At 70.7% G+C, this 22,481-nt stretch carries 8 protein-coding genes; 5 read left to right on the top strand and 3 right to left on the bottom strand.

Going from position 1 to position 22,481, the window contains the following annotated elements; genetic code table 11:
• Window positions 1–542: 542 nt before the first annotated feature.
• From glgP to ACZ4MU_RS04415, 5 genes are all read left to right on the top strand, one after another.
• On the top strand, window positions 543–3,170 hold the full coding sequence (gene glgP, locus ACZ4MU_RS04435; RefSeq protein ID WP_467870817.1) for an alpha-glucan family phosphorylase: 2,628 nt from the start codon (window positions 543–545) through the stop codon (window positions 3,168–3,170).
• 67 nt (window positions 3,171–3,237) lie between these two features.
• Window positions 3,238–3,609, top strand: coding sequence for a hypothetical protein (locus ACZ4MU_RS04430; protein WP_467870815.1), 372 nt, complete (start codon window positions 3,238–3,240; stop codon window positions 3,607–3,609).
• Window positions 3,606–4,238 (top strand): type 1 periplasmic-binding domain-containing protein, encoded by a 633-nt coding sequence (locus tag ACZ4MU_RS04425; protein ID WP_467870813.1) that lies wholly within the window; start codon window positions 3,606–3,608, stop codon window positions 4,236–4,238. Before ACZ4MU_RS04430 ends, ACZ4MU_RS04425 begins: the two co-directional genes overlap by 4 nt.
• A gap of 251 nt (window positions 4,239–4,489) precedes the next feature.
• Window positions 4,490–15,118: a LamG-like jellyroll fold domain-containing protein gene (locus ACZ4MU_RS04420; RefSeq protein WP_467870810.1), complete on the top strand. Its 10,629-nt coding sequence runs from the start codon at window positions 4,490–4,492 to the stop codon at window positions 15,116–15,118.
• A gap of 9 nt (window positions 15,119–15,127) precedes the next feature.
• Window positions 15,128–15,703 (top strand): suppressor of fused domain protein, encoded by a 576-nt coding sequence (locus ACZ4MU_RS04415; RefSeq protein ID WP_467870808.1) that lies wholly within the window; start codon window positions 15,128–15,130, stop codon window positions 15,701–15,703.
• Window positions 15,704–15,817: 114 nt separating this feature from the next.
• Here the strand turns inward: ACZ4MU_RS04415 and ACZ4MU_RS04410 are convergent, their stop codons facing one another.
• The 3 genes from ACZ4MU_RS04410 to ACZ4MU_RS04400 all read right to left on the bottom strand — a co-directional run bounded on the left by ACZ4MU_RS04410 (window position 15,818) and on the right by ACZ4MU_RS04400 (window position 22,405).
• Window positions 15,818–17,857 carry a M4 family metallopeptidase gene (locus ACZ4MU_RS04410; protein ID WP_467870805.1) on the bottom strand — a complete coding sequence of 680 codons (2,040 nt, stop codon included), beginning with the start codon at window positions 17,855–17,857 and terminating at the stop codon, window positions 15,818–15,820.
• A 445-nt stretch (window positions 17,858–18,302) separates the two neighbouring features.
• A complete protein-coding gene (locus tag ACZ4MU_RS04405; RefSeq protein WP_467870803.1) occupies window positions 18,303–20,216 on the bottom strand; it encodes an ABC transporter ATP-binding protein in 1,914 nt (637 codons plus the stop codon).
• Window positions 20,213–22,405 (bottom strand): ABC transporter ATP-binding protein, encoded by a 2,193-nt coding sequence (locus ACZ4MU_RS04400; RefSeq protein ID WP_467870800.1) that lies wholly within the window; start codon window positions 22,403–22,405, stop codon window positions 20,213–20,215. The genes ACZ4MU_RS04405 and ACZ4MU_RS04400 overlap by 4 nt, the downstream gene beginning before the upstream one ends.
• Window positions 22,406–22,481 lie beyond the last annotated feature (76 nt).

Below are 22,481 nucleotides of genomic sequence, written 5' to 3'. Positions count from 1 at the left end.
CGCGTTCACTCGGGTGGCGGTCAGCGGTTGCACGGACGGCGTCCTACCGGTGGAGCCTTCCACGCGGGGCGAGTGCGCATTCCGGTGGTTCGTAACTACCTGGGCGTAACGCTCCGGACAAGGAAACGGCCCCGTCTTTCGGCGGGACCGCGCCAGAATTTGCCTACCCACAAGTTCAGTTGGCGCGCCGATGGCCGTCCGCCCGCCGCGGCCGGCCGGGCTGACCCGGCCCGGCGCGGGGGAGCCCCGCGGTGGCGGCCCGTACGGGGCGGCCATCGACGTGCCCGAACCGGTCCGGTACGCCATGGGTTCCGTGTTCCACGCCGAAGGGGTGTCCACACCCGGCGCGCGGGGCCCGCACCCCCGTGCCGCGTGGGACGGCCGCCCCCTGGAGAGCCCCCTGGGAGCGCGCCGAGGGGGGCGGTCGCCTCCGTGCGCCGTGGTAGTGCGAGGCGCCCTCCCACTACCGTCGGGGGTGAAGGAGGGTCGAACAGAGCTGTACGTCCCTCCTGTTACGTACCTCCCCTGCGAAGGTGGAACACGTGAAGGCAATCCGTCGGTTCACCGTCCGCCCCGTCCTCCCCGAGCCCTTGCGGCCCCTGAGCGAGCTGGCCCGCAATCTGCGCTGGTCCTGGCATCTGGAGACCAGAGAACTGTTCCGGTCCGTCGACCCCGAGGGATGGCGGGCGGCCGGAGAGGACCCCGTCCGCCTGCTGGGGTCGGTCTCCGCCGCCCGGCTCGCCGCGCTGGCCGAGGACCGCCGCTTCGTCCGTTCCCTGACCGCCTGCGCCGACGACCTCGCCGACTACCTCGGCGGCCGGCGCTGGTACCAGGAGCAGCCCGAAGGGCTGCCGCAAGCGGTCGGATACTTCTCGCCGGAGTTCGGGATCACCGCCGCCCTGCCGCAGTACTCGGGCGGGCTCGGCATCCTCGCCGGCGACCATCTGAAGAGCGCGAGCGACCTCGGCGTACCGCTGATCGGGGTCGGCCTCCTCTACCGGCACGGCTACTTCCGCCAGTCCCTCTCGCGCGACGGCTGGCAGCAGGAGCACTATCCCGTCCTCGACCCCAACGAACTGCCCCTCACGCTGCTGCGCGAGCCCGGCGGCGAACCCGCCAAGGCCGTGCTGCGGCTGCCCGGCGGGCGCGCCCTGCACGCGGTGGTCTGGGTCGCCCAGGTCGGCCGGGTCCCGCTGCTGATGCTCGACTCCGACGTGGAGGAGAACGGCCCCGGCGAACGCGACGTCACCGACCGGCTGTACGGGGGCGGCAGCGAGCACCGGCTCCTCCAGGAGATGCTGCTCGGCATCGGCGGGGTGCGGGCGGTGCGCGCGTACTGCCGGATCACCGGGCACCCCGCGCCCGAGGTCTTCCACACCAACGAGGGCCACGCGGGCTTCCTCGGCCTGGAGCGCATCCGCGAACTCGCCGGGGAGGGACTGGAGTTCGACGCGGCCCTGGAGTCGGTGCGCGCCGGGACCGTCTTCACCACCCACACCCCGGTCCCCGCGGGCATCGACCGCTTCGACCGCGAGCTGGTCGCCCACCACCTCGGCGACGACGGCGAACTGCCGGGCGTCGACGTCTCCCGGATCCTCCAGCTCGGCATGGAGACCTACCCGGGCGGCGAGCCCAACCTCTTCAACATGGCCGTGATGGGGCTGCGCCTGGCCCAGCGCGCCAACGGCGTCTCCACCCTGCACGGGGAGGTCAGCCGGGAGATGTTCGCGGGCCTGTGGCCCGGCTTCGACCCCTCGGAGGTGCCGATCACCTCCGTCACCAACGGGGTGCACGCGCCGACCTGGGTGGCGCCCGAGGTCTACCGGCTCGGCGCCCGGCAGATCGGCGCCGGGCGCGCCGAGGACGCGCTGACCGTGGGCGGCTCGCCGCGCTGGGACGCGGTCGCCGACATCCCCGCCGCCGAGATCTGGGAGCTCAGGCGCGAGCTGCGCGAGCAACTGGTCGTGGAGGTCCGCGAGCGGCTGTACGCGTCCTGGCGCACCCGCGGGGCCGGGACGGCGGAGCTCGGCTGGGTGGACGGGGTGCTCGACCCCGACGTCCTGACCATCGGCTTCGCCCGCCGGGTCCCCTCCTACAAGCGGCTGACCCTGATGCTGCGCGACCGGGACCGGCTGATGGAGCTGCTGCTCCACCCGACCCGCCCGGTGCAGATCGTGGTGGCCGGCAAGGCGCACCCGGCCGACGACAGCGGCAAGCGGCTGGTCCAGGAGCTGGTCCGGTTCGCCGACGACCCCCGGGTGCGCCACCGCATCGTCTTCCTGCCCGACTACGGGATGGCGATGGCCAAGAAGCTCTACCCCGGCTGCGACGTGTGGCTCAACAACCCGCTGCGGCCCCTGGAGGCGTGCGGCACCAGCGGGATGAAGGCGGCGCTCAACGGCTGCCTGAACCTCTCGGTCCTGGACGGCTGGTGGGACGAGTGGTTCGCGCCGGACTTCGGCTGGGCCATCCCCACCGCCGACGGCTCGGCCACCGACGAGGACCGCAGGGACGAGCTGGAGGCGACCGCCCTGTACGACCTGATCGAGGACCGGGTGGCGCCGCGCTTCTACGACCGGGGCGCGGACGGGCTGCCCGGCCGCTGGATCGAGATGGTCCGCGAGACCCTCTCCTCCCTCGGCCCCAAGGTGCTGGCCGGGCGGATGGTGCGCGAGTACGTGGACCGGCTGTACGCGCCGGCCGCCCGGGCCCACCGCGAGCTGGCGCCGGACACCGCCCGGGAGCTGGCCCAGTGGAAGGCCCGGGTGCGGGCGGCCTGGCCGCAGGTGGCCGTCGACCATGTGGAGGCGGTCTCCGCGACGGCCGTGAACGGACACGCGGAGCTCGGCTCCACGCTCGCCCTGCGGGTGCGCGTCGGCCTCGGCGGGCTTCTGCCGGACGACGTGGAGGTGCAGGCGGTCGCGGGGCGGGTGGACGCGGCGGACACGCTCGCGGAGGCCCGTACGGTCGCGCTGAAGCCCGCGGGCGGCCCGGACCTGGAGGGGCGCTGGGTGTACGAGGGCCCGCTCGCCCTGGACCGCACCGGCCCGTACGGCTACACGGTCCGCGTCCTGCCGGCCCACCGCCTCATCCCCGACAACGCCGATCTCGCGCTGGTCGCGCTGCCGACCGAGGCGACGGGGGAGGGGGCGGGGGTGCTGATGCGCTGAGCGCGAAGGGGTTGTACCGTACGTCGGCCGCTGCCATGCACCCCGTACGGAACTGCGAGGTCCGATTGTGAACCCTGCCGAGAACGCCGCGCCTCGTCCTCTACGCCCGTATGGGACCTGGGCGGCGCGAGCGGGCCTCGCGCTGCTCCCCTTCGCCACGCTGGGGCTGCTCTGCCCGGTGCCGTCGCTGGTGATCGCCCTGCGGCGGCACCGGGGCGCGGACTGGGTGGCCTTCGCGGTCTTCTGCGCGGTGTGGGTGTCCTGGGTGCTCCAGCTGGCGACCACCCCGGACACCACGCATGGCACGCGGTTCGCGGCCGACGTGCTGCTCATCGGGCTGTCCACGGCCGGGGCGGCCGTGCACGCCTGGCGGGCGTGGCCGGCGGCCCGGCAGGCAGAGGGGCACATCGGACCGCGATCGCAAGGTGAACAGCAGTGAAGCAGGTCAAGCAGGTACGTCAGGCGCAGGCGGCGAAGGCCGCCCGCCAGGAGCAGGACAAGCAGAGCAGATACGCGCGCTACCGGCTGCGGTTCGCGCGTCTGACCGCCCTGGCCCGGGCGCACCGGCGCCGGGTGTGGATCGCCGCGGGCGTGGTGGCGGCCGTCGTCCTCGGCGCGGTCCTGTACGCCGTGCTGGACAAGGACGACAAGCCGGGCCCGCCGGATCCGCGGGCGCGGCAGTACAAGAACGTCGACGCCTGTCTGCTCACCGGGGACAAGGGCGTCACCGAGGGCACCGAGGGCGCGCCGGCCTGGGCCGGGATGCAGGACGCCTCGAAGGCCACGCGCGCCCGGGTCAACTTCGTCCCGGTGACGGGCGAGCAGACGCAGGCCAACGCCACCCCGTTCGTCAACAGCCTCCTCCAGCGCTCCTGCGACGTGATCGTGGCGGTCGGCAAGGCCCCGGTGGCGGCGGCCGAGGCGGCGGCCAAGACCCAGCCCAAGGTGCGGTTCGTGGTGGTCGGCGGTCAGGCTGCGGCGGCCAATGTGACGGTCGTGAAGCCGGGTGACGGAGTGAAGGCCGAGGTGGCCCGGGCCGTCGAGCGGGGCGTTAATACACCCGGTTAGCCCGGAATTTGACGGTCCGACCCGCCGGAGCATGGCAAAGAACAGCTAAAAGATCAGGGGGTGGAAGCAACCCCTGAAAACGCGTGAGGCACGATCACGAGGCTTTGTCTTCTGTAAGCCTCGTGTAAGTAAAGGCTGCCTCAATGCGCGCTCGATGGGCTCGAACGTCCCGTCTGTTGTTCCCACCCGGTGGTACCGGGCGCCGCAGGACCAGAAGGATCGCCCTTCTGGTCCTGCTGGCTTTCTCCTTCATGCTCACCACGGAGACGGCGGAGGCGACCGGGGCCACCCTGCCCCGGCTGTCGATGCCCAAATGGTCCCTGTCGGGTCTGTGGGAGTGGGCGAACAAGTCCCCGCTCGACACCCCGGACCAGCAGAGCGGTACGGCCAGGGGCAAGAGCCACACCGCCGCCGCCAAGCAGACCCGCGCCAAGGGCGGCAACGGCCACAAGCCCGGCAAGGGCAAGGGCGAGCTCGCCGAGTACCGGCGGCCCGAGGACAGACCCGAGCTGACGAAGACCGGCAAGGCGGTCGGGGGCGCCAAGAGCTTCGACGCGCGCACCAGCAAGCGCGACGCCAGGAAGTCGACGGCGACCTCGGACTTCTTCACCAACGCCGACGGCTCCACGACGGTGCGCCACTACGCCGGGCGCTCCAACTTCAAGGCCGCCGACGGCGCCTGGAAGAAGATCGACACCACGCTGCGCGAGGAGAAGAACGGGCGGCTTGCGGAGAACGCCAACTCGCTCGCCGTCACCTTCGCGCCCGACGCCGTCACCCCCGACCTCGCCTCGGTCGACTTCGGCTCCGGGCGCGCGCTGGCGTACGGACTGCACGGCGCCGCCAGGAGCGAGCCGGTGGTCGACGGCGACTCCACCGCCACGTACAAGGACGTCCTCAAGGACACCGACCTGAAGCTGTCCCCGCTGACCGAAGGCTTCAAGGAGCGGATCGTCCTGCGCTCCAAGGCGGCGCCCAACACCTGGGTCTTCCCGCTCAAGGTCAAGGGGCTCAACCCCAGGCTCGCCGAGAACGGCGACGTGGTGTTCACCGACGCCGACGGCAAGGTGACGGCGACCGTGCCGCACGCCTTCATGGAGGACTCGAAGATCGACCCGCGCTCGGGCGACGCCGCCCAGTCGCGAGCGGTCAGCTATGAGCTCACCACCCTGGACGGCGCCCCCGCGCTGCGGATGACCGCCGACCGCGCGTGGCTGGACGACCCCAAGCGCGTCTTCCCGGTCACCGTCGACCCGACGGTGGCGGCCAGCAACTCGACCTACACCCAGAACACGATCTCCGGGGACCACTCCACCGAGAACATGATCAAGGTGGGGTCCTACGACTCGGGCACCAACAAGGCCAACTCGTTCCTGCAGTTCTCCTCGCTCGGCACCACGCTGGCGGGCCAGAAGGTCACCGCGGCGACCCTCAACGTGTACGCGATCTGGTCGGCGACCTGCACCGCCGAGCCGTTCAACGTCCACCCGGTCACCAAGGCCTGGACGCCCTCCACGGTCACCAGCTACCCCGGCCCGACCTACGGCGCGGCCATCGGCTCGGCGACGCCGGCGCCCGGCGCGTCCTGCTCCAACTCCTCCAGCTCCACGAGCGTCGGCGTGAAGATGCCCGTCCCGCTCAACACCACCTGGTTCAACGACATCGCGGGCGGCGGCGCCAACTACGGCCTCGCCATGACCGCGATCACCAGTGACGGGCTGCACTGGAAGAAGTTCCACTCGGACAACTCCACCACCGCCGGCTTCCGCCCGGCGCTGGACCTGACCTACACCGCCAATGTGGCCCCACAGGTCAACTCCCAGTACCCGCCGGCCAACTACCAGGCCAACACGCTCCGCCCGGAGCTGACGGTCTACGCGACCGACGCCGACAAGGGCCCGAACCCGCTGTCGTACTCCTTCGACGTCTTCGACGCGGACTCCACCAGCCAGACCCCGGTGGTCAGCTCCGGCACCTTGGCCAAGGGCGCCTGGGCGATCCCGGCCGGCAAGCTGAAGTGGAGCAAGAACTACCTCTGGTTCGCCACGGTCAGCGACGGCACCAACGCGGTCACCTACGACAGCCGGTTCACCACCGCGGTGCCGCAGCCGCCGGTCACCTCGGGCCTCACCCAGAACACCGACGGCCACGAGTTCGACCCCAGCGACGGCAACTACACCACCGACGACACCGACGCGGACGTCGAGGTCACCGGGCCCTCACTCTCCATCGAGCGCTCCTACAACAGCCTCGACCCGCGTCAGGACAGCGCCTTCGGCGCGGGCTGGTCGACGATCGCGGACATGAAGGCCGCCGAGGTCAAGGACGGCTCCGGCACGGTCACCAGCGTGGTCATCACCTACCCCGGCGGCGAGCAGGTCGCCTTCGGCCGCAACAGCGACGGCACCTTCGTGCCGCCGCTGGGCCGCTACGCCCGTTTCCAGGCGGTCACCGGCGGCTACACCCTGGTCGACAAGGACTTCACCACCTACAGCTTCACCCAGGCCACGGCCCGGGCGGGGGTGTACGCGATCAAGACGATCACGGACTTCGCGAACCGTGGTGAAACGTTCTTCTACACCAACAACCAGCTGACGAAGATCACGAACACCACGTCCAACCGTTCGCTGACCCTCGCCTGGCAGACCCCGGCCGGGGCCACCGCCGCGCACGTCGCCACGGTCGCCACCGACCCGTCCGTCCCGAGCGACGCCGGCACCGCCCAGACGTGGAAGTACGGCTACACCGGTGACAAGCTCACCTCGGTGTGCCCGCCCGCCGACTGGTCCAAGTGCATCACCTACGGCTACGCCACCGGCAACCACTACCGCACCACGGTCCTGGACGAGGACCCGTTCGCGTACTGGCGGCTCGGTGAGGCGGCCGGCGACCCGGTCGCCAAGGACGCCGTCGACCTCAACCAGGGCAAGTACAACGGCATCTACCACAACGTGACCACCGGCGGCACGGCCGTGCTCGCCGGGTCCACCCAGCCGACGGCGTCGTTCAACGGCACCAGCAGCTATGTGGAGATACCCAGCGCCCCGGGCGCGACCCCCTCGTACGCGACGGTCTCGCTCTGGTTCAAGACCTCCCAGGCGGGCGGTGTCCTCTTCTACTACGGCGACAAGCCGCTGAGCGACCCCGACCCGGTGGGCAACACCACCCACAACACCCCGGCGGTCTACGTCGGCACCGACGGCAAGCTGCACGGCTGCTTCGCCTCGTCGCCCGGCTGCAACACCACGATCGTCTCCGCCGCCGCCGTCAACGACAACAAGTGGCACCAGGCCGTCCTCACCGGCGCCGCCACCACCATGTCGCTCTACCTCGACGGCGTCGCCCAGGGCACCAAGTCCGGCACCATCAACGACTGGGCCCAGCCCTACCTCACCCTCGGCGCCGGGGTGAACACCGACGGCTGGCCGAACATGAACGCGGCCGACCCGCTCGGCCACTTCAGCGGCCAGCTCGCCGAGGCGGCGATCTACTCCGAGCCGCTGAGCCAGGACGTCATCACCGCGCAGTACCAGGCGGCGACCCGTCCGGCCGGACTGCTGAACAAGATCACCACGCCGAACGGCAAGGTCCAGAGCGCCGTCACCTACTCCACCGCCGACGACACGGTCACCCAGGCCGTCGACGGCGACGGCGGCACCTGGAAGCTCAACCCCGCCACCGTCACCGGCTCCTCGCAGGTCTACCGCTCCTCGGTGATGGGCTCCGCCCCCTCCGGGTACTGGCGTCTCGGTGACGTCCAGGGCGCGGCCCAGGCCGCCAACGAGGTGCACACCGGCCTCGGCACGTACAACACGGTCACCCAGGGTGCGGAGGGTCCGTTCGGGCCCGACGACGCCACCGCGGTGGACTTCGACGGCTCCACCTCGTTCGCCGAGCTGCCCTACGCCCCGCTGCACCGCTCCGGGAACCGGGCGATCGAGCTGTGGTTCCGCACCGCCAAGCCCGGCGTGATCGCGGCCGACCAGGCGCGGGTGCCCAACGACCCGGCGGGCGTGGGCGGCGCGTACTCGCCGCTGCTCTACGTCGGCGCCGACGGCAAGCTGCGCGGCCACTGGTGGAGCTCGGGCTCCGACGGCGCGCAGGACTTCGGCTCGAAGTCCACGGTGACCGACAACGCCTGGCACCACGCGGTCCTCTCGGCCTCCGGTACCACCCAGACGCTGTATCTGGACGGGGCGAAGCAGGCCGACTTCACCGGCGCCCCCGGCGCCCAGGCGACCGGCCGCACCTTCATCGGCGGCGGCTTCACCAAGGGCTGGTTCAGCTCGCCCTCCGACGTCAGCCACTTCGACGGCTCGATCGCCGAGGTCGCGTTCTACGACGCGCCGCTGGGCGAGGACGAGGTCGACCGGCACTACGCGGCCGCCAAGTCGTCGTCGGGCGTGGCCCCGGTCCGCACGGTGAAGCTGACCGACCCGACCGACAAGACGCTGACCTACGTCTACGACGCGGAGCTCGGCAACCGCCTGCTCGCGGCGATCGACACCCGGGGGCAGCGCACCACCTACGGCTACGACACCTCCGGCTTCCTGCACACGGTGACGGACGCCAACGGCAACCGCTCGGTGACCGGCCACGACGTGCGCGGCAACACGGTCTCCACGACCACCTGCCAGAACACGGCCGCCAACCAGTGCGCGACGGAGTACTACACGTACTACCCGGACGCGACCACGCTCTTCCCGGCGATGGACGCGCGCAACGACCTGATGCTCACCGAGCGCGACGGCCGTTCCTCCGGGCCCACCGACAACACCTACCTCACCAGCTACACCTATGACACGGCCGGAAACGTCACCTCGGTGACCACCCCGCCGGTCCCCGGTTCGCCGAGCGGGCGCACCGCCTCCACCACGTACACCACCGCGACGACGGTGGCGGCCGAAGGCGGCACCAACTACACCCCCGCGGGCCTGGTGGCCTCGGTGCGCACTCCCGGTGGCCGCACCACCTCGTACACGTACTTCAAGAACGGTGACCTGGCGCAGGTCACCGACGCCAATGGCGCCTCGGTGAAGTACACGTACGACAACCTGGGCCGCCAGATCACCAAGACGGAGGTCTCCGACTCCTACCCGGCGGGTCTGACGACCACGCTGGCGTACGACAAGGACGACCAGGTCGTCTCGGAGATCAGCCCCAAGGTCACCAACCGGGTCACCGGCGCGGTGCACCAGGCGAAGTCGACGACCGTGTACGACCCGGACGGCAACGTCCAGTCGCAGACGGTCGCGGACGCGAGCGGCGGTGACACCGCGCGCGTCACGTCGCTGACCTACGACGCCTACAACCGGGTCGCGACCCGGACCGACCCCGGCGGCGACACCACGTCGTTCGAGTACGACGTCTACGGCAACAAGGTCAAGGAGACGGACCCGGCCGGGAACGTCAACGAGTACACCTTCGACGCCGAGGGCCGTCCCCTCACCACCAGCCTGCTCAACTACACCGGCGACCCCAACAGCCCGTCGGCGCCGACGAAGCTGGTGCAGGAGTCCCGGGCGTACGACCCGGCCGGGCGCCTGGCGTCGATCACCGACGCGATGGGCTGGGTGACCGAGTACACCTACACCGACGACGGTCTCTCGGCGACGGTGGTGCGCAAGGACCCGCAGAACAACAAGGCGTTCACCGAGCAGGCGAACACCTATGACGCGGCCGGGAACCTGATCAAGCAGGTGACCAACGACGGCGCCACGACCACCTCGTTCACGGTGGACGCGGCCGACCGCACGACGTCGACCACGATGGACCCGGGCGGGCTCGCGCGGACCAGCAAGGTCTCCTACGACCCGGACGACAACGTCGTGTCCGAGACGGACTACGACCCGACCGGCGACACCAGCACCACCGACACGCGCTACGACGCGCTCGGCAACGTCACCGGCAACACCGTCCACGACGGCACCACCGCGCCGGTGGGCCGCTGGAAGCTGAACGAGACCAGCGGCACGCTCGCCGCCGACTCCTCGGGCGGCAACAACAAGGTGACGCTCGGCAGCGGGGTCACCCGCTCCACCGAGCAGGGCGGCAGCGCCGTCTTCGACGGCACCGCGAACGCCTACGGCCAGGGCACCGGCCCGGCCGTGAACACCAACGGCGGCTTCACCGTCTCCACCTGGGTGAAGCTGGCCGACACCACCGCCAACCACACCTTCGTCTCCCAGGACGGCACCGCGGACCACGGCTTCCAGCTGTACTACTCCACGGCGTACGGCTGGTCCTTCAACCGCAGCTCCGGTGACGTGGCGAGCCCGACCCTGGCGCGTGCCACCTCCGGCACGGCGGCGGTGACGGCCAACACCTGGACGCATCTGACGGGCGTCTACGACGCGGCGGCGGGCGAGATCCGCCTCTACGTCAACGGCGCGCTGAAGGCGACGACCCCGTACAGCGGGTCGTGGGAGGCCACGGGACCGCTCCAGATCGGCCGCCGCATGTCGGCCGGCACGCAGGGCGAGTACCACAAGGGCTCCCTCGCGGACATCCAGGTCTACGGCGAGGCGCTGACGGCGACGCAGGTCTCCGCGGTGTACGGCAAGACCCTCCCGGCGGCCGGCAGCTCGGTGCGCACCACGAGCTGGAAGCTGGACCAGCGCGGCATGCCGGTGTCGATGACGGACGCCAACGGCGCGGTCACCGACTACGGCTACGACGAGTCGGGCCAGCAGACCAGCGTCACCGAGCCGGCCGTGAACGCCGAGCAGAACGGCGGCACCCCGTCGTCGGTCCGCCCGGTCTCGCTCACCGGCTACAACACCTTCGGCGAGCAGACGGAGTCCTCGGACCCGCTCGGCAACGTCACGGTGACCGCCTACGACGGGGAGGGCCAGGAGGCGTCCACGACGCTGCCCGACTACACCCCGCCGGGTGCCTCGGCGCCGATCAAGGCGGTGTCCTGGAACGAGTACAACCACCTCGGCCAGGTCTCCGCGGAGGTCGACCCGCTGGGCAACCGCACCGAGTACACCTACACCCAGCTGGGCGACCTGGCCTCGGTGAAGGAGCCGGGCGGCGACACCACGAAGTACACGTACGACACGAACGGCGACCAGCTCTCGGCGACGCGCCCGAACGGGGCGCGCCAGGAGTCGACCTACGACTACCTGGGCCGCGAGGTCACCAGCACGGACATCGTGCGCCAGCCGACCCAGCGGGCGTACACGGCGATCAACTACTACGACGCGCCGGGGCAGCAGCTGTCGCGGGTGCTCAGCCCGGCCGGGGTGAGCCAGTCCTACGGGTACAACGCGTTGGGAGAGATCACGTCCAGTACGGACGGGGCCGGTAACACCACGCGGTACACGTACGACATGGACGGGCAGATGCTCACGTCCACGGACCCGGACGGGACGAGCACCAAGAACACCTACGACGGGTTCGGCCAGCTGGTCTCGATGAGCGACCTGGACGCGACCGGCAACGTGCTGCGGACCACGCGCTCGACGTACGACCGGATGGGGCGGCAGTCCTCTGTGACCGACTTCCGCGGGCACACCACCGACTTCACGGTGGACGCGACCGGAATGATCACCAAGGCTGTGCAGCCTGTTTCCGCGACCGAGACGATCACCGCGACCTTCGGGTACGACGCGGCGGGCAACAGGACGCGGTTCACCGACGGCCGCAACAACGCCTTCCTCACGACGTACAACTCGTGGGGCAGCCCGGAGTCGACGATCGAGCCGGCCACGCCCGCTTATCCCAACGCGGCCGACCGCACCTTCACCACGATCTACGACGCCAATGGGCGGGTGAAGGAGGAGCGTTCGCCCGGTGGCGTGAAGGTCGTCGACGACTACGACGCGAAGGGACGACTGACCAGGCAGACCGGTACCGGTGCCGAGGCGGCCACGGCCGACCACACCTACGGCTATGACGCCGACGACCGGATCGTCTCGGTCACCGGTACCGACGCCGACACCGGCAAGGACACGTTCAGCTACGACGACCGGGGCCAGCTCCTGTCGGCCAGCGGCGCGTCGGGTTCCTCCTCCTTCGCCTACAACGGCGACGGCAGGATGACCACGCGCACGGACGCGTCCGGTACCTCCACCTACGGCTATGACACCGCGGGACGGCTGTCCACGGTCAACGACGGCGCCACCGGCTCGACGCTGACCTACGGCTACGACGTCAACAGCAACGTCAAGTCGATTGACTACGGCACCGGCAAGGCCAAGCGCGCCTTCGGTTACGACGCCCTGGAACGGCTCAAGTCGGACACCCTGACCTCCCCGACCGGCAAGACGCTGGCCTCGGTGAGCTATGGGTACGACGAGAACGGCAACGAGACGTCGAAGACGACGACCGGGGTCGCGGGCGCGTCCGCCAACACCTACACCTATGACTGGGCCAACCGCCTGACGTCCTGGAACAACGGGAGCACTACCGAAAACTACGGCTACGACGCCTCCGGGAACCGGACGCGCGTGGGCGGCGACACCTACACCTACGACGCCCGCAACCAGCTCACCTCGGACGGGCACAACGCGTACGCGTACACCGCCCGCGGCACGATGAGTTCGATGACCGACGACGGCAACAAGGTCAACGTCATCAAGGCGGACGCGTTCAATCGGGTGATCAACGAGGGCGACCGTACGTACGCGTACGACGGTCTGGACCGGGTACTCACCGCCAGCGACCCCGGCACCGGCCCGATGTTCACCTTCCAGTACAGCGGCCTGGGCAACGACGTGGCCTCCGACGGCTCGTCGGTCTACAGCCGCAACGCCGACGGCGGGTTGCTCGGCATCAAGTCGGGCACCAGTTCGGTGCTGGCGATGACTGATGTCCACAGCGATGTGATCGCGCAGTTCACGGCGGGCGGCGAGGCGCTGTCGGGGTCGACCACCTACTCGCCGTTCGGCAAGGTCAACCAGACCGCCACCATGCTGGGACAGCTCGGCTACCAGTCGGGTTGGACCGACCCCGAGACGGCCAAGGTCAACATGGCGGCTCGCTGGTACTCGCCGCAGACCGGCCAGTTCAACAGCCGGGACACGGCGGACGTGGACGGCCTGCCGGCCTCGATCGGCGCCAACAAGTTCGCCTACGCCGACGCCAACCCGATGACGATGACCGACCCCACCGGTCACTGGAGCATCGGCGGTGCCTGGAAGAAGTTCAAGAAGAAGGTCAAGCACACCGCCAAGTCCGCCTGGCACAAGACCAAGAAGGCCGTCAAGCACGTCGCCAAGGTGGTCAAGAAGGCCGCGAAGAAGATCAAGCACGCGGTCAAGAAGGCGGTCAAGCGGGTCAAGCACGCGGTCCGCAAGGCCGTGCACTACGTGCATGATGCCGTCAAGAGGGTCAAGAGATACGTCAAGCGGACGTACAAACGCGTCAAGCACTACGTCCACAAGGTGGTCAGGACCGTCAAGCGCGCGGTGAAGCACGCGGCCAAGGTGGTCAAGAGCGTCGCGCACAAGGTCGTCAAGGCGGCCAAGAAAGTCGGCAGAGCGGTCAAGAAGGCAGCGAAAGCCACGGCCAACTATGTGAAGCAGCACGCGGCGACCATCGTCCCCATCGTGGCGGGCATCGCGGCCGCCGTCGTCTGTACGGCGGCCACGGCAGGTGTCGGTGCGGTGGCCTGTGCGGTCGGCGCGGGTGCGCTGATCAACTCACTCGGCTACGCGATGAGTGACGGTCCGCACACGCTGAGCGGTTTCCTCGGCGCCGCCGCGGTCGGCGCGGCCACCGGCCTGATCGGTATGGGCGCGGGTGCGGTCGCCGGACGGGCCCTGAGCACGGCGGTCAGCGCCGTGACCCGGGGTGCGGTGACAGGCGCGGCCAGTGGTGCCGCGGAGAGCGCCGCCACGTACGGCGTCTCCTGCTCCAGCAGCCGGGAGGGCTGTAGTGCCAGTGGCGCTGCCAAGGCGACGGTGACCGGTGCCGCGCTCGGCGGTATCTTCGGCGCCGCGCTCAGCAAGTACGGCCGCAAGGGGTGCACCCCGCACAGTTTCACCCGCAACACGCCGGTGCTGGTGTCGACCACCGCCACCAAGGCCATCTCGCAGATCCGGGTCGGTGACTACGTACTGACCGCCGAGCCGGGCAAGGACAAAAAGGAGAGACACCGGGTCAAGGCGGTCATCGTCACCAAGACCGACCGCGACTACGTCGACGTCGTCGTGGGTTCGAAGTCCGGTCCCAAGACGATTCAGACCACCGCTCACCACCAGTTCTACGACGCCACGGCGAACGCCTGGACCCAGGCGGCCGACCTGAAGAAGCAGCATGTCCTTCAGGGCGCGGACGGCGGACGGACCCCGATCCTCGACGTACGGTCCTACAAGGCCGCGCGGATCACCTACGACCTGAGCGTTGAGGGCCTGCACACGTACTTCGTGGCGGCGGGCGACTCGCAGGTCCTGGTCCACAACGCCGACGACGTCTGCCCGACCGGCGGACCGGCGCCCGACGGGAACGGCCAGTGGCGCCACGGAGGCCGGTTCGCGGCCAACCCGGACCGCATCAAGCCCGGTCAGGTGCACCCCGACGGCATGCTGCGGGGGACCAACGAGTCCGGGCACGTCACCAGCCGGCCCTCGTTCCGTACCCCCACCGTGCGGCAGATGTGGGACGACGCCGAGGTCGCACCGGGGCCGCACGGGTCGCAGGGTAGAGTCTGCTCCCGCGGTGGCCCGAGCTGCGAGGGTGTGGTCTACGACGATCCGTACGACCCGAACGGTGGACCCCGCATGTGGGACGGCGGGCACTTCCCGGAGTCGTGGAGCAACCGCAAGTTCCCTCCGAACGTCACGCGTGAAGAAGTCCTGGACAACTACAACACCGATGTCCAGCTCGAATGCAGGCCGTGCAATCGCGCAGCCGGAAACAGACAGGACGGTTAGCTGATCGCCATGGCTGCTCTCGTCAACCACTTGGAAGCACGCCTCGGCCGGATGGCCGGGGCGTGGTCGGCGGCCGAGCAGTCCCCTCCGGGCACCCCCCAGGTCGGATACTTCACCGGGGGTGCCCTGGAGGGCGTCCAGTCCTTCGCCACCGTCGGGCTCTTCAGCACACCGCTGGTCTCCCGCACCTCGGGCCGTCATCAGCACCTGGAGCTGCTGGGGTGCAACCGGCCGCTCGCGGGTGACGAGTACGGCCCGTTCGCGGGAGTCCTGGAGTACGTGTCGGAGCGCCTTGTCACCAGCGGCGACGCGGTTCTGCGCGGGGACGTGATCTCCCTGCCGATGCCGCTGGCCCCGGGCAGTGTCCTGAGCTCCCTGTACGCGTCCTCTCCGGTGTACTTCGACGACGACTTCGCCGAGGTCGTCGTGGAGAACGGCACCACGGTCTCCGTGGTGTGGCTGGTGCCGATCGGCCCTTCGGAGGCGGCCTTCGTCAAGGAGAAGGGCTGGCAGGAGTTCGAGCAGGAGCTGGTCCGCCAGGATCCCGACCTGCTCGATCTGCGCCGTCGGGAAATCATCCTGTGATGGCGGACTGAACGGCTCGCGCAACAACGAATGGTGCCCGGACCCCACAGGGGTCCGGGCACCTTTGCCTTCACGTCCCGGTCAGCCGCCTGACCGTGAGGACAGCCCGAAGGCTCAGAACGTGAGCTTGAAGTTGTCGATGTAGCCCGTGTCGTACGACGCCTTGTCCTGCACCCGCAGCTTCCACGTGCCGTTGGCGACCTCCGAGGAGGCGTTCACCGTGTACGTGGTGTCGATGTTGTCCGTCGAGCCGCCCGTGCCGGTGGCCTTCAGCGCGTACACCGAGCCGTCGGGCGCCACCAGGTCGATCTGGAGGTCGCCGATGTAGGTGTGGACGATCTTGACGCCGACCTTGAGGGTGCTGGGCGCGTTGCCCGTGACGCCCGAGACGGTGACCGACGAGGTGACCGCCGCTCCGGGGGAGTCCGGGATGTTGACGTTGGTGCCGTTCTCGAAGACCTTGCCGCCCGGGTCGGTGCCGCCGTGCCGGGCGCCGACCGCGATGGCCGCCCAGGCGTCGGTGATGTTGTTGACCTCGGCGCTGCCCGCGCCGTACAGCTCGGTCGCCGCGGCGATGGTGCCGGTGCGTGCGCCCGCGTAGTTCGTGGTGGAGCTGAACTTCGTGGTGAGCGCCTTGTACCAGATCAGCTGGGCCTTGTCGCGGCCGATGCCGGTGACCGGCAGGCCGTCGGCGGTCGGCGAGTTGTAGGTCACGCCGTTGATGACCTTGGTGCCGCTGCCCTCGGAGGCCAGGTAGAACCAGTGGTTGGCCGGGCCCGAGGAGTAGTGGACGTCCAGGTTGCCGATGCCGGAGTACCAGCTGTCCTTGGAGCCGCCGTCCTTGCTCGGCTTGTCCATGTAGCGCAGCGGGGTGCCGTCGCCGTTGATGTCGATCTTCTCGCCGATGAGGTAGTCGCCGACGTCGGAGGAGTTGTTGGAGTAGAACTCCACCGCGGTGCCGAAGATGTCCGAGGTCGCCTCGTTGAGGCCGCCGGACTCACCGCTGTAGTTCAGGCCCGCCGTGTTGGAGGTGACGCCGTGCGTCATCTCGTGGCCGGCCACGTCCAGCGAGGTCAGCGGGTCGTTGTTGCCCGAGCCGTCGCCGTACGTCATGCAGAAGCAGCTGTCGTCCCAGAACGCGTTGACGTACGCGTTGCCGTAGTGGACGCGGGAGTACGCGCCGACGCCGTCGCCGCGGATGCCGCTGCGGCCGAAGACGTTCTTGTAGAAGTCCCACGTCTGGCCGGCGCCGTAGGCGGCGTCGGCGCCCGCGGTGGCGGGGTTGGAGTTGGTGCCGTCGCCCCAGGTGTCGCTGGACTGCGAGAACAGCGTGCCGGTGCCGGAGGAGCCGTGGTTGAGGTTGTACGTCTTGTGGCCGCCGCGCCCGGCGTCGGTCAGCGTGTACGTCGAACCCGACTGCGTGGTGCCGAGGGTGACCTGGCCGCTGTAGTGGGTGTTGCCGACACCGGTCTCGATGCCCTGCCACTGGTACAGCTTGGCGCCGGTGGACGCGTCGGTGATGACGTGCAGCTGGTTCGGCGTGCCGTCCTCCTGGAGCCCGCCGACGACCGTCTCGTACGCGAGGGTCGGCGTGCCCTTGGCCATCCAGACGACCTTGCGCGGGGCGCGGTCGGCGGTGGCCTTCTTGGCGCCCTTGTCGGCGGCGGCCGCGAGGGCCTGCTTCTGCGCGCCGGCCGGGCCCTGCTTGGCGGTGGTTGCGACGTTCTTCAGCTCGGCGGCGGAGGCCTTGACGACACCCTGCGTCCGGCCGCTCGCGGTCGTGTCGACGACGAGGTCGCCGCCGAGGACCGGCAGACCGGCGTAGGTGCGCTCGTACCGCGTGTGCGTCGTGCCGTTCTGGTCCTTGGTCACGTCGCGGACGACGAGCTTCTCCTGGGCGCCGAGGCCGAGGTTCTTGGCGGTTTCCGCCGTCTTGTCGCCGGCCTGGCGTATGAGCTCGGCCCGCTGTGAGGGCGTGAGCTTGGCGGGCAGAGCGCCCGGGTTGCGTACGGCCTGCGCCTTGAGGGCGCTTGCGGACGCGGAGTCGTCGGGGCGTGCGCTGGCACTGGTGGCCTGGACTCCGACGGTGAGCATGGCGGCTGCGGAGAGCAGGGCGGCGGTGGCGGTGGCACGACGACGGTGCGTGGATCTCACGCGAACTCCTTCTGCGAGGGGGGTACCGGCGGCTGGGTAGGGCCGGCCGGGCGGAGCATGCGGAGCGGTGAATCGTGGATCGGGGAGAGAGTGCCAGGAGTGGCCTGTCGCTGTCAGGAGCGCGTCAAGAAGATGGCTGGAAATCGTTCGTTGTACGAAAGACGACGTTCGTTAAGCGGACGTTTCCTTTGTCAACACCGTGTGTCCAGTGGGGAGTCGGGTGCGCCGCGATCGACGGGAGTGTCCGGATACGCGCCCCGCCCCACCAGCGCGAAGGGTGCCCGAGGCGATCGCGCGGGCCCCTCTCCACAATGGCCGCAATGCGCCTTCGCGGTTGCCCGCGCCACCCCCGCCCGGTGTCCGTCAGGCGGACGGTGCGACGCGCACGGCGATGAGGTGTGACGGACGCGGCGGCGAACCGGTTCCCCCGCCGCGCCCCTTTCGGCTACGCCAGGCTCTCGCGCCAGGCCCGGTGCAGCTCGGCGAACCGGCCCGTCCCCGCGACGAGTGCGGCGGGGGAGCCGTCCTCGACGATCCGGCCCCGGTCCATCACCAGCACCCGGTCCGCGATCTCCACGGTCGACAGCCGGTGGGCGATGACGACGGCGGTACGGCCGTGCAGCACGGTGTGCATCGCGCGCTGCACCGCCCGTTCGCCCGGGATGTCCAGGGACGAGGTCGCCTCGTCCAGGATCAGCACCGCCGGATCCGCGAGGAGCGCCCGGGCGAAGGCCACCAGCTGGCGCTGGCCCGCCGAGATGCGCCCGCCGCGCTTGCGCACGTCCGTGTCGTAGCCGTCGGGCAGCTGGACGATGAAGTCGTGCGCGCCGATCGCCTTCGCCGCCCGCTCGATCTCCTCGCGGGTCGCCTCGGGGCGGCCGATGGCGATGTTGTCGGCGACCGTCCCGGAGAAGAGGAACGCCTCCTGGGTCACCATCACCACCCCGCGCCGCAGGTCGGGCATGGCGAGGTCGCGCAGGTCCGTGCCGTCGAGCAGCACCCGGCCCGGCCGGGGCGCCCCCTGCCCGGAACCGGTCGCGGGGTCCGGGGAAGGGTCGTAGAAGCGGGCGAGGAGCTTGGCGAGGGTGGACTTGCCGGCGCCCGTCGAGCCGACCACGGCCACGGTCTGCCCGGCCGGGATCGTCAGGTCGAAGCGGGGCAGCACCTCGCCGCCCGTACGGTACGAGAAGCTCACCCCTTCGAACACGACCTCACGGCCCGGCAGTTCGCCCGACCGCTCCGGCAGCGGCACCGGCCGCTCGGGCTCGGGCACGGTCGGCTTCTGCGCGAGCAGCCCCGCGATCTTCCCGAGGGAGGAGACGGCGGCCTCGTAGGAGTTGAGGAACATCCCCAGCCGGTCGATCGGGTCGTACAGCCGTCGCAGGTACAGCACGGCGGCCGCCAGCACACCGAGCGCCATGGTGCCGTCGGCCACCCGGTAGGCGCCCCACAGCACCATCGCGGCCACGGCCGTGTTGGCCACCAGGCGCGAGCCCACCACGTACTGGGCCATCTCCAGGATGGCGTCGCCGTTGGTGCGCTCGTGGTGGTGGTTGAGCCGCCGGAACTCCTCGTCGTTGGCGCGCTCGCGGCGGAACGCCTGGACCGGGCGGATGCCGTTGAGGGTCTCCGCGAACTTGACGATCACGGCCGCGATGGCGGTGGAGCGCGCGTCGAAGGCCACCGACGCGCGGCGCCGGTAGCGGCGGATCAGCAGGTGCAGCGGTGCGTACGAGGCCACCGCGAGGGCGCCGGTGCCCCAGTCCAGCCAGAGCAGCGTCACACAGATGTACACGGCGGACAGGACGACGCCGATCAGCTCCTGGAGGCCCTCATCGAAGAGCTCGCGCAGCGACTCCACGTCGGAGGTGGAGCGGGAGATGAGCCGGCCCGAGGTGTAGCGCTCGTGGAAGTCCACGCTCAGCGCCTGCGCGTGCCGGAAGATCCGTCCGCGCAGATCGAGCAGGACGTCCTGGCCGACGCGGGTGGAGGCGCTGATGAACGCGTACTGGAGCAGTCCGGCGCCCAGGGCGCAGACGAGGTAGCCGGTGCCGACGGCGATCAGCGGTCCGTAGTCGTGCGCCCGGTAGGCCGGGACGCCCCGGTCGATGGCGTAGGCGACCAGCAGCGGCCCGGCCTGCACGGCGGCCTGCTGCGCCAGGATGAGCAGCGCGGTGACGACGACGCGCCGGCGCATGGGCCGCAGCAGGTCGAGCAGGAGGGCGCGGGTGGCGCCGGGCGCGGAGGGGAGGGCGTCGCGGTCGAAGGGGTCCGCCCCGGACCGCCCCCCGGCCGGGCCCGCCGGCTCCTCGGGCTCCTCCGGCTCGGCCTGCCGCTCCGCCTTGATGGTGGTGGTCATCGCTTCTCCCCCTCGTCCCCGGTACCGGACATCAGCCAGGCGTACTCCGCGTTGGACCGCAGCAGCTCCTGATGGGTGCCGACCGCGGCGACGCGCCCGGCGGACAGCAGCGCGACCCGGTCGGCGAGCATCACGGTCGACGGGCGGTGGGCGACGACCAGCGCGGTGGTCTCGCGCAGCACGTCGCGCAGGGCCGCCTCGACCCTGGCCTCGGTGTGCACGTCGAGCGCGGAGAGCGGGTCGTCCAGGACCAGGAACCTGGGCCGCCCGACGACCGCCCGCGCGAGCGCGAGCCGCTGGCGCTGCCCGCCGGAGAGGCTGAGGCCCTGCTCGCCGACCTGGGTGTCGACGCCGCGCGGCAGCTCCCGTACGAAACCTGCCTGCGCGACGTCCAGCGCGCGGTCGAGGTCCTCCAGGCCGCCGCCGCCCATGAGGACGTTCTCGCCCACGGAGGCGGAGAAGAGGGTCGGCTCCTCGAAGGCCACGGCGACGAGGGCGCGCAGTTCCTCACGCGCCATGCCCGCGATGTCGACCCCGTCGAGGGTGATCCGCCCTCCCGTGGCCTCGTACAGCCGGGGGACGAGGGCGGTCAGGGTGGTCTTTCCCGACCCCGTCCCGCCGACGACGGCCATGGTCTCCCCGCTGCGGATGTGCAGGTCGACCTCGGTCAGGAGGGGCGGGGAGTCCGGGGGCGCGTCGGGGTAGCGGAAGGAGACCCGGTGGAAGTGGATGCCGAGGTCTTGGCCCGGGCTTTGTCCACGGGCCGGCGGGTGGCTGGTCGCGCGGTTCCCCGCGAACCTTTCCGGCCCGGCGTTCGTCCGCGGGCCGGTGGGGGTTGCTCGCGCGGTTCCCCGCGCCCCTGAAGGCACCTGCGGCGCCCCGTCCGGGCCAGGGTCCGCAGGCCCCGTCCCCCCGGGGGCGCGGACAACTGCGCGACCAGCCCCCACGGGCTCGCAGACGGGACGCGCACCGGGGTCCAGGGAAGTGGCCTCAGGGGCGCGGGGAACTGCGCGACCGGCCCCCACGGGCCCGCAGACAGAACGCGCACCAGGGGCCGGGGACCGCAGGTCCCGCTCCGGGTCCGGGGGCGTGGCCCCGGGGACGGCGGGCTTGTCCGCCGGCGGGGTCGGCCGCTCGGGGTCCGGGGGCGTGGCCCCCGGGGTGGTGGCGGGCTTTGCCGCCGGAGGGACTGGCTCATCCAGGACCTCGAAGAACCGCTCCGTCGCCGTCCCCGCCTCCTGGCTCATCGCCAGCAGGAACCCGATCGAGTCCACCGGCCACCGCAGCGCCAACGCCGTGGACAGGAACGCCACCAGCGTCCCCGCCGACAGGCCTCCGTCCGCCACCCGCACCGTCCCCAGCACCAGCGCCGCCCCGATCGCCAGCTCGGGGATCGCCGTGATCACGCCCCACAGCGCCGCGAGCAGCCGCGCCTTGTGCAGTTCGGTGCCGCGCAGCCCGCGCGCCAGCTCCCCGAACGCCCGCGCCTGGGCGCGATGGCGGCCGAACCCCTTGATGATCCGGATGCCGAGCACGCTCTCCTCGACGACCGTCGTCAGATCGCCCACCTGGTCTTGCGCCCGCCGCGCCGCCAGCGAGTACCGCGTCTCGAACAGCGAGCACAGCGCCACCAGCGGCACCACGGGGATGATCAGCACCAGACCCAGCGTCCACTCCTGCGACAGCAGGATCACGAACCCGACCAGGATGGTCACCCCGTTGACCAGCAGGAAGGTCAGCGGGAACGCCAGGAACATCCGTACCAGACTCAGATCCGTCGTCCCCCGCGACAGCAACTGGCCCGAGGGCCACCGGTCGTGGAAGGAGACCGGCAGCCGTTGCACGTGCTGGTACAAGTCCGCCCGCATCGCCGCCTCGACGCCGGCCAGCGGCCGCGCCACCAGCCACCGCCGCAGGCCGAAGAGGAGCGCCTCCGCCACCCCGAGCAGCAGCAGGACGAGCGCGCCCAGCCAGACCCCGCCGGGGTCGCCGTCGCTCACCGGGCCGTCGACGATCCACTTCAGGACGAGCGGGATCACCAGACCGAGGCAGGACGCGACGACCGCGACGGACGCGGCGCTGAAGAGCCGCGCCCGCACGGGACGTACGTACGGCCAGAGCCGCAGCAGCGTACGGACCGTCGACCGGTTCCCGGTGAGGGCTTCTTGGGGTTCATATGTGTCTGGCATCAACCAACGAGCCTAAACTTCACCACCGACAACGCCCACCGGCTTTTTGGCTGGAGAGCGGCGTCGGCGCGGCCCG

This window comes from Streptomyces sp. NPDC026377 (assembly GCF_055567715.1).
The sequence above is the reverse complement of the archived record's forward strand: the minus strand, read 5'-3'. Positions and strand labels throughout refer to the sequence as shown.